The sequence below is a fragment of the Sphingobium nicotianae genome, from assembly GCF_018603885.1.
In the GTDB taxonomy this organism is placed as follows: domain Bacteria; phylum Pseudomonadota; class Alphaproteobacteria; order Sphingomonadales; family Sphingomonadaceae; genus Sphingobium; species Sphingobium nicotianae.
The window spans coordinates 212,056-218,687 of record NZ_JAHGAW010000010.1; the positions used below are offsets into that span (position 1 = coordinate 212,056).

A 6,632-nucleotide genomic window follows, 5' to 3' on the forward strand; every position below is an offset into this window, starting at 1 on the left:
TGCGCGCCACCCACCCCGCGTCAGGTAAACAGCGCCCCGCGCTGTTAGGTCATGCCGGGGGCATGACCGACCTGAGGCGCCCTCCCTTGGGGCTAAGTAATTCAGGCCATTGCGCCCTCTCCGGCGCAGTCTATCGTGACGGCATGACCCGCTCCGCCCTGACCGCGCTCGCCCTCCCTCTCATCCTGCTCGCCGCGCCCGCCGCCGCGAAGCTTTCCGCCGCCGAGCAGGCCATCGCCAAATCCGTCGATGCCGATCAACCCTGGGCGCTCGCGCTGCTCGAAAGGCTGGTCAACCAGAACTCGGGCACGCGCAACATCCCCGGCGTCATCAAGGTGGCCGAGATGGTGCGGCCGGAGCTGGAAGCACTGGGCTTCACGGTCGCATGGAAACCGATGGACGCGGTCAATCGCGCCGGCCACATCATCGCCACGCACAAGGGCAGGCCCGGCACCACGAAGATCCTCCTGATCGGCCATCTGGACACGGTGTTCGAGCCCAGCTCGCCCTTCCAGCATTTCAGCCGCGAGGGCGATGTCGCGAAGGGGCCGGGCGTCGGCGACGACAAGGGCGGCATGGTCGTGATGTTCACGGCGCTGCGGGCGATGAAGGCGGCTGGCACCCTCAAGGACGCCAATATCGAGATCGTGCTGACCGGCGACGAGGAATCCTCCGGCGAGCCGGTTTCGGTCAGCCGCGCCGACCTGATCGCCGCTGGCAAACGCGCCGATGTTGCCCTTGATTTCGAAGGATTATCGGTGATCGACGGGCAGGACTATGGCTCGATCGCCCGCCGCTCGGCGAATGACTATACGGTCACCGCGACCGGCAAGACCGCGCATTCGAGCGGCATCTTTTCGCCCACTGTCGGCGATGGCGCCATCTACGAGCTGGTGCGGATCATCAGCCGCTTCCGCCAGGAGCTGCCCGAGCCCAACCTCACCTTCAACATCGGCCTGATCGCCGGCGGCGCGACCGTGGCGATGAGCCCGGACGAGAGCCAGGCGCGGGCCACCGGCAAGGTCAACATCATCCCCCCGATCGCAATCGCGCGCGGCGACTTCCGCACCCTCTCGCCCGAGCAGACGGCGCGGGTGAAGGCGAAGATGGAAGCGATCATCGCCGCGCATGCGCCACAAACCAATGCGACGATCACCTTCAAGGAAGGCTATCCGCCGATGCCACCGACGTCGGGCAACCAGAAGCTGCTGGCGGCCCTGAATGTCATCAACGCCGATCTCGGCCTGCCCGCCATGCCCGCGCTCGATCCGCTCAAGCGCGGCGCGGGCGACATCAGCTTCGTCGCGGCGGACATCGACGGGCTGGTCGGCCTCGGCGCCTCCAGCGACGGCGACCATACCCCGGCCGAGCAGGTCGACCTGACCAGCTTCCCCCGCCAGGGCAAGCGCGCCGCGATCATCATGACGCGACTGAGCAAGGAGAAGGCGCGCAAATAGAGCGCAACCAGCGTCACCCCAGCGAAAGCTGGGGTCTCCGATCCCATGAGACGGCCTGCTCCGCACGAGATGCCAGCTTTCGCTGGCATGACGGGAGATGGGCGCCCCCTCCCCCTTGCACCCGACGCCGCACCCGCTAATAACGCCGCGATGGATCGCATCCTCATTCGCGGCGGGAAGCCGCTCTCCGGCCAGCTCCCCGTCTCCGGCGCCAAGAATGCGGCGCTCACGCTGCTGCCCTGTTCGCTGCTCACCGAGGAGCCGGTGACGCTGCGCAACCTGCCGCGGCTGGCCGACGTCGACAGCTTCGGCCATCTGCTCAACCAGCTCGGCGTCTCGACGACGATCGAGGGATCGCGGCAGGAGGATTTCGGCCGGGTGATGACGCTCAAGGCGAGCCGGATCACCTCGTCCGTCGCACCCTATGACATAGTGCGCAAGATGCGCGCCTCGATCGTCGTGCTCGGCCCGCTGCTCGCGCGCACGGGCGAGGCGACGGTGTCGCTGCCCGGCGGCTGCGCCATCGGCAACCGGCCGATCGATTTCCACCTGCAAGCCTTCCAGACGCTTGGCGCGACGATCGAGATGGCCAATGGCTATGTCCGCGCGCTGGCGCCCGATGGCGGCCTCAAGGGCGCGCTGATCAGCTTCCCCTTCCCCTCCGTCGGCGCGACCGAGAATGCGCTGATGGCCGCCGCGCTCGCCAATGGCGAGACGATCATCGAGAATGCCGCGCGCGAGCCGGAGATCGTCGATCTTTGCGGTCTGCTCGTCGAAATGGGCAGCGAGATCGAGGGGATCGGCACCGACCGGCTCGTCATCCAGGGTAAGCCGCGTCTCTATGGCGCGACCTACAAGGTGATGCCTGACCGGATCGAGGCAGGCAGCTATGCCTGCGCCGCAGCGATCACCGGCGGCGAGCTGGAGCTGGTCGGCGCCCGCGCCGACGACATGCACGCGATCATCAAGAGTCTGCGCGAGGCCGGGGTCCATGTCGAGGAGACCAAAGGCGGTATCAAGGTCGCGGCGGACGGCCGGCTGCGGCCGCTGACGCTCTCGACCGCGCCGCATCCCGGCTTCCCCACCGACATGCAGGCGCAGTTCATGGCGATGCTTGCACTGGCGGACGGCGCGAGCGTGCTCACCGAGACGATCTTCGAGAATCGCTACATGCATGTGCCTGAGCTGGCGCGCATGGGCGCCGACATCACTGTGAACGGCCGCACCGCGGTCGTGCGCGGGGTGACGGGTCTCACCGGCGCGCCGGTGATGGCGACGGACCTGCGCGCCTCGATGAGCCTCATCCTTGCCGGCCTGGCAGCGAGGGGCGAGACCATCGTCAACCGCGTCTATCATCTCGATCGCGGCTATGAGCGACTGGAGGAAAAGCTTTCGGCCGTGGGCGCGGACATCGAGCGCGACAGCGACGGCTGAGCGTCGGACGCGCATTGACAGCCGGCGAGGCCCGGTCGAAGCAGGAGGCGGACGTTCAACAGGAGACCCGCCGTGAAATCTCTGCCGCTCCCCCTTGCCGCGCTGACCCTCGCCCTCGCTGCACCTGCCGCCGCGCAATCCGGCAATGTCCATTATCCCGCGGGTGGCGCGATGCCGGCCGGAGCGACATCGCCGGCCGGCGGCCCCGCCTTCAGCGCCGCGGTCATGGCCGGCGACACGCTCTACATCTCAGGATCGACCGACATCGATCCGGCGACGCGCAAGCCACCGACTGATCCCAAGGTCGGCGCCAGGATCATCCTCGACAATATGAAGAACACGCTCGCGAAAGCGGGAATGACGATGGACGACCTCGTCTGGGTCCAGATCTTCGCGACCGACCTCGGCAATTACGCCGCGTTCAACGAGGTGTATCGCACCTACTTCAAGGGACCGCTGCCTGCCCGCGCCTTCCTGGGCGCCGGCAGCCTGCTGGGCGGCTCGAATTTCGAGATCATGGGTATCGCGGTGAAGAGCAAGCCCGGGAAATAAACAAGCTCCGGATCGCGCTCAGCCCTTGCGCTGCTTGCGGGCCGCATAGCGCGCATCGCGCGCGGCCTTCTGTTGCGCTGCATCGAGCGCCGGAGCCGCCGCCTTGGCTGCGGCGCGTGCTTCATCGGCTTCGCGCTTCGCTGCCTTTTCCTGCTCGCGCGCCGCGATCTTCAGCCGGCGGGCTTCGGCAGCAGCCGCTTCCTTCGCCTCGGCTGCGGCCTTGCGCTTGGCCAGCACGGCCGGATCGACCGGCGGCTTGGCCTTAAGCTTGTCCAGCGCCTTCTGCTTGGCGAGGCGCGCCAGTTCGAGGCGCTCTTCAAAGCTCGGTTGTTTGTAGGAAACCATAAAGTCTGTGACGTTCCGTTCTCTTAAACGAAAGAGGCGCGGGCGGAGCCATCGGCCCCGCCCGCGCCTCCCGCTATCTTACGATCAGGCTGCCGAAAGATTCACAGCGGACATCTTGCCGCGCTGATCCTTCTCCAGCTCGTAGGAAACGCGCTGATCCTTGTCGAGCGTGCGCATGCCGGCGCGCTCGACGGCCGAGATGTGAACGAAGGCGTCATTGCCGCCGTCTTCCGGCGCGATGAAGCCATAGCCCTTGTCGGCATTGAAAAATTTGACTGTTCCGATGGTCATTTTGGGTATCCTTTGCCCAGTATGTACGAGGCGCCGCGACATGCGGCGCTCCGGCTGCAGAAAGTTCAGAGAGGACAAAGGGATCGCCAGAGCGGCCCAGTAGTCTGTCGCAAACGACGGTAGCCCGACCCATATAGGCTATTTGCGCGACAATTGCAAAACCCCCGCTTCACTTCACCCGCGCCGACGCCCGGCTCAACTCACACAGGAGCCGAATATAAGCGGCAGCGCAGGGTGCTTTGTCGCCAGACTGGGCTATGATGGACCATCACGCCATCCCGCGAGGAGCGCCATTTTCATGACCGTCAATAATTCCCGCAAGACCCATATCGGCAATCATGCGCTGCATCCCGAGACGCAGATGCTCAACTATGGCTATGACGCCGCCCTCTCGGAAGGCGCAGTCAAGCCGCCGGTGTTCCTGACCTCCACCTTCGTATTCAAGTCGGCCGAGGAAGGCCGCGATTTCTTCGACTATGTCTCCGGCCGCAAGGAGCCGCCCGCCGGGCAGGGATCGGGCCTCGTCTATTCGCGCTTCAACCATCCCAACAGCGAGATCGTGGAGGATCGCCTCGCGGTCTATGAGCGCGCGGAGGCCTGCGTGCTCTTCGCCTCGGGCATGGCGGCGATCACGACCAGCCTGATGGCCTATCTGCGCCCGGGCGACGTCGTCCTGCATTCCCAGCCGCTCTATGGCGGGACGGAAACATTGCTGCTCAACTCCCTGTCGAAGCTCGGCATTCAGTCCGTCGGCTTCACCAACGGCGTGGAGCGCGAGAGCGTCGAGGCGGCCGCCAGGGAAGCGCAGGCGAAGGGCCGCGTGTCCGTCATCTTCATCGAGACGCCGGCCAATCCGACCAATGGCCTCGTGCGCATCTCACTGATGCGCGAGATGGCCGAGGAGATCGCCGCCACGCAGGACGGCCATCGCCCCGTCATCATGTGCGACAACACCTTGCTCGGCCCGGTCTTTCAGCGGCCGATCGAGCATGGCGCCGACATCTCGCTCTATTCCCTCACCAAATATGTCGGCGGCCATTCCGACCTGATCGCCGGCGCGGCGATGGCATCGAAGGAGATCATGCGGCCGATCCGCGCGCTGCGCAGCGCCATCGGCACCCAGCTCGATCCCAACAGTTGCTGGATGCTCGGCCGCAGCCTGGAGACACTGAGCCTGCGCATGGAACGGGCCAATGCCAATGCCGAGGCGATCGCCACCTATCTGCGCGATCATGCCAAGGTGGAGAACATCCATTATCTGCCCTTCGCCGATCATCTCTCGCCGACCGGTCGCGCCTTCCATGCGCAATGCACCGGGGCGGGCTCGACCTTCTCCTTCGACATCGCCGGGGGCTTGCCGGCCGCCTTCCGCTTCCTCAACGCGCTGCAGATCTTCAAGCTGGCCGTGAGCCTGGGTGGCACCGAGTCGCTCGCCAGCCACCCGGGCACGACCACGCACAGCGGCGTCGCGGCGGACGTGCGCGGGCGGATCGGCGTACTCGATTCGACCGTCCGTCTCTCGATCGGCATCGAGAATCCCGACGATCTGATCGCCGATCTCGAACAGGCGCTGGCGCTCGCATGAGCGTCGCCTTCCGCCGGGACAGCGACGAGGAGCATCTCGAGCCCAGGTTCGAGATTCCGATTCCGCCCGGTCCCAATCTCGTGACGGCGCGGGGCCTGGCATTGACTCAGGCGAAGGTGGCGGAGCTGGAGGCGCTGCTGCCGACGCTGACCGACGAGGCCGCACTGACCTCTGCGAAGCGCGAATTGCGCTACTGGGGCACGCGGCAGGCGACCGCGCAGCTCGCGCCCGTGCCCGATGGCGAGACCGTCGCGTTCGGCTGCACCGTCACTTACCGGCTGAACGGGCAGGAGCGCACCGTCACGATCGTCGGAGATGACGAGGCCGATCCAGCCGGCGGGATGATCTCCTTCGCCGCACCCCTCAGCCGCGCGATGATGGGCGTCGAGCCGGGCGAACTGGGGGCCTTCGCCGGTAGAGCGGACGCGATCGAGATCATGGCGATCGCCGTCGATGGAACATAGACTCGATAGGCCACAATAATCCTCGTTATTCCCGCGAACGCGAGAAGCCAGTCGACGCGGCTCTGGACCGCGTGGACAAATTCGAAGCAGAGCGAACGTCCGCTTCGGAGAGGTGGTTTCGGACCGGTGGATGACGAAAAAGTCGTGGGAAAGGGAAGGTCGGCTTTTGGGTTCAAGAACTGACATTCGCGCTATAGGGCGCTTGAACCCACTCGATCGCCAGTGCGGCGAAGCCACATTGAGCGATCATCGCCAACGGAACGTCCATGCCCATCGTGAAAACCAATGGCATTAATCTGGCCTATGACAGTTTGGGCGATGAAAGCTCGGAGGCCATCCTTCTGATCGCGGGGCTCGGGACCCAGATGATCCGCTGGACTATTTCATTTTGCCAACGGCTGGCCGACAGAGGCTATCGCGTGATCCGCTTCGACAACCGCGACGCGGGCTGCTCCACGCATTTTGCCGATCGTCAGATACTCGATTTTGGGGCATTGGCCGCTA

Annotated in this window: 8 protein-coding genes; 6 read left to right on the forward strand and 2 right to left on the reverse strand. The window is 65.5% G+C overall.

From position 1 onward, the window contains the following. Window positions 1-143 precede the first annotated feature (143 nt). The 3 genes from KK488_RS15850 (at window position 144) to KK488_RS15860 (ending at window position 3,443) form a co-directional block, all read left to right on the forward strand. On the forward strand, window positions 144-1,457 hold the full coding sequence (locus tag KK488_RS15850; RefSeq protein WP_214624671.1) for a M20/M25/M40 family metallo-hydrolase: 1,314 nt from the start codon (window positions 144-146) through the stop codon (window positions 1,455-1,457). 150 nt (window positions 1,458-1,607) lie between these two features. After that, complete coding sequence (gene murA / locus KK488_RS15855; RefSeq protein WP_214624672.1) at window positions 1,608-2,891, forward strand: UDP-N-acetylglucosamine 1-carboxyvinyltransferase; 1,284 nt, start codon at window positions 1,608-1,610, stop codon at window positions 2,889-2,891. A gap of 72 nt (window positions 2,892-2,963) precedes the next feature. Continuing rightward, entirely contained in the window at window positions 2,964-3,443 is a 480-nt protein-coding gene (locus KK488_RS15860; RefSeq protein WP_214624673.1) for a RidA family protein, read from the forward strand. Between the two features lie 18 nt (window positions 3,444-3,461). On the opposite strand, the gene KK488_RS15865 is transcribed toward KK488_RS15860, so the two are convergent. Next, window positions 3,462-3,788 (reverse strand): DUF6481 family protein, encoded by a 327-nt coding sequence (locus tag KK488_RS15865; protein WP_214624674.1) that lies wholly within the window; start codon window positions 3,786-3,788, stop codon window positions 3,462-3,464. An 84-nt stretch (window positions 3,789-3,872) separates the two neighbouring features. After that, on the reverse strand, window positions 3,873-4,079 hold the full coding sequence (locus KK488_RS15870) for a cold-shock protein (RefSeq protein WP_214624675.1): 207 nt from the start codon (window positions 4,077-4,079) through the stop codon (window positions 3,873-3,875). A gap of 298 nt (window positions 4,080-4,377) precedes the next feature. On the opposite strand from KK488_RS15870, the gene KK488_RS15875 reads away from it, so the two are divergent. The 3 genes from KK488_RS15875 to KK488_RS15885 all read left to right on the forward strand — a co-directional run. Continuing rightward, window positions 4,378-5,664, forward strand: a complete 1,287-nt coding sequence (locus KK488_RS15875; protein WP_214624676.1) for a cystathionine gamma-synthase family protein — start codon at window positions 4,378-4,380, stop codon at window positions 5,662-5,664. Next, a complete protein-coding gene (locus tag KK488_RS15880) occupies window positions 5,661-6,128 on the forward strand; it encodes a GreA/GreB family elongation factor (RefSeq protein WP_214624677.1) in 468 nt (155 codons plus the stop codon). The genes KK488_RS15875 and KK488_RS15880 overlap by 4 nt, the downstream gene beginning before the upstream one ends. Before the next feature lie 266 nt (window positions 6,129-6,394). Continuing rightward, window positions 6,395-6,632 (forward strand): alpha/beta fold hydrolase (locus KK488_RS15885; RefSeq protein WP_432653854.1); only part of this gene is annotated, 238 nt, incomplete at its 3' end.